Here is a 425-nt window from a genome sequence, read left to right on the forward strand (position 1 = left end):
CGGCCAGTTCCGGATCGGCCCGCACACGGACTTCGGCACCGTCACCCTACTGGACCGCCAGCAGGGCAAGGGCGGGCTGCAGGTCTGGATCGCCCCCGAGGACGGCGGCGAGGGCTGGGAGGACGCCCCGTACGACCCGGCGGCACTCACCGTCAACATCGGAGACCTGATGGCCCGTTGGACCGGCGGCCGCTGGCGCTCCGGCCGCCACCGGGTCCTCCCGCCCTCCCCCGACGCCCCGGACGAGGACCTGCTGTCCCTGGTCTACTTCTACGAGTGCGACCCCCACACCACGGTCGCCCCGATCGCCGGCCCGGTGGCGCATGAGCCGGTGGACTCCTCCGTATATCTGAGGGACAAGCTGGATGCCATCAACGTGAGTTGACTGACAGTCAGGTGGTCGGCACGTGCCGGCGGGGACTTTT

The 425-nt window shown here is 70.4% G+C and carries 1 protein-coding gene; it reads left to right on the forward strand.

All coding sequences use genetic code 11. The annotated features are described in order from the left end of the window. Positions 1–385 (forward strand): 2OG-Fe(II) oxygenase family protein (locus C7C46_RS29025; protein WP_146259248.1); only part of this gene is annotated, 385 nt, incomplete at its 5' end. Positions 386–425: the final 40 nt, after the last annotated feature.

It is taken from the genome of Streptomyces tateyamensis, assembly GCF_003205575.1.
Classification (GTDB): domain Bacteria; phylum Actinomycetota; class Actinomycetes; order Streptomycetales; family Streptomycetaceae; genus Kitasatospora; species Kitasatospora tateyamensis.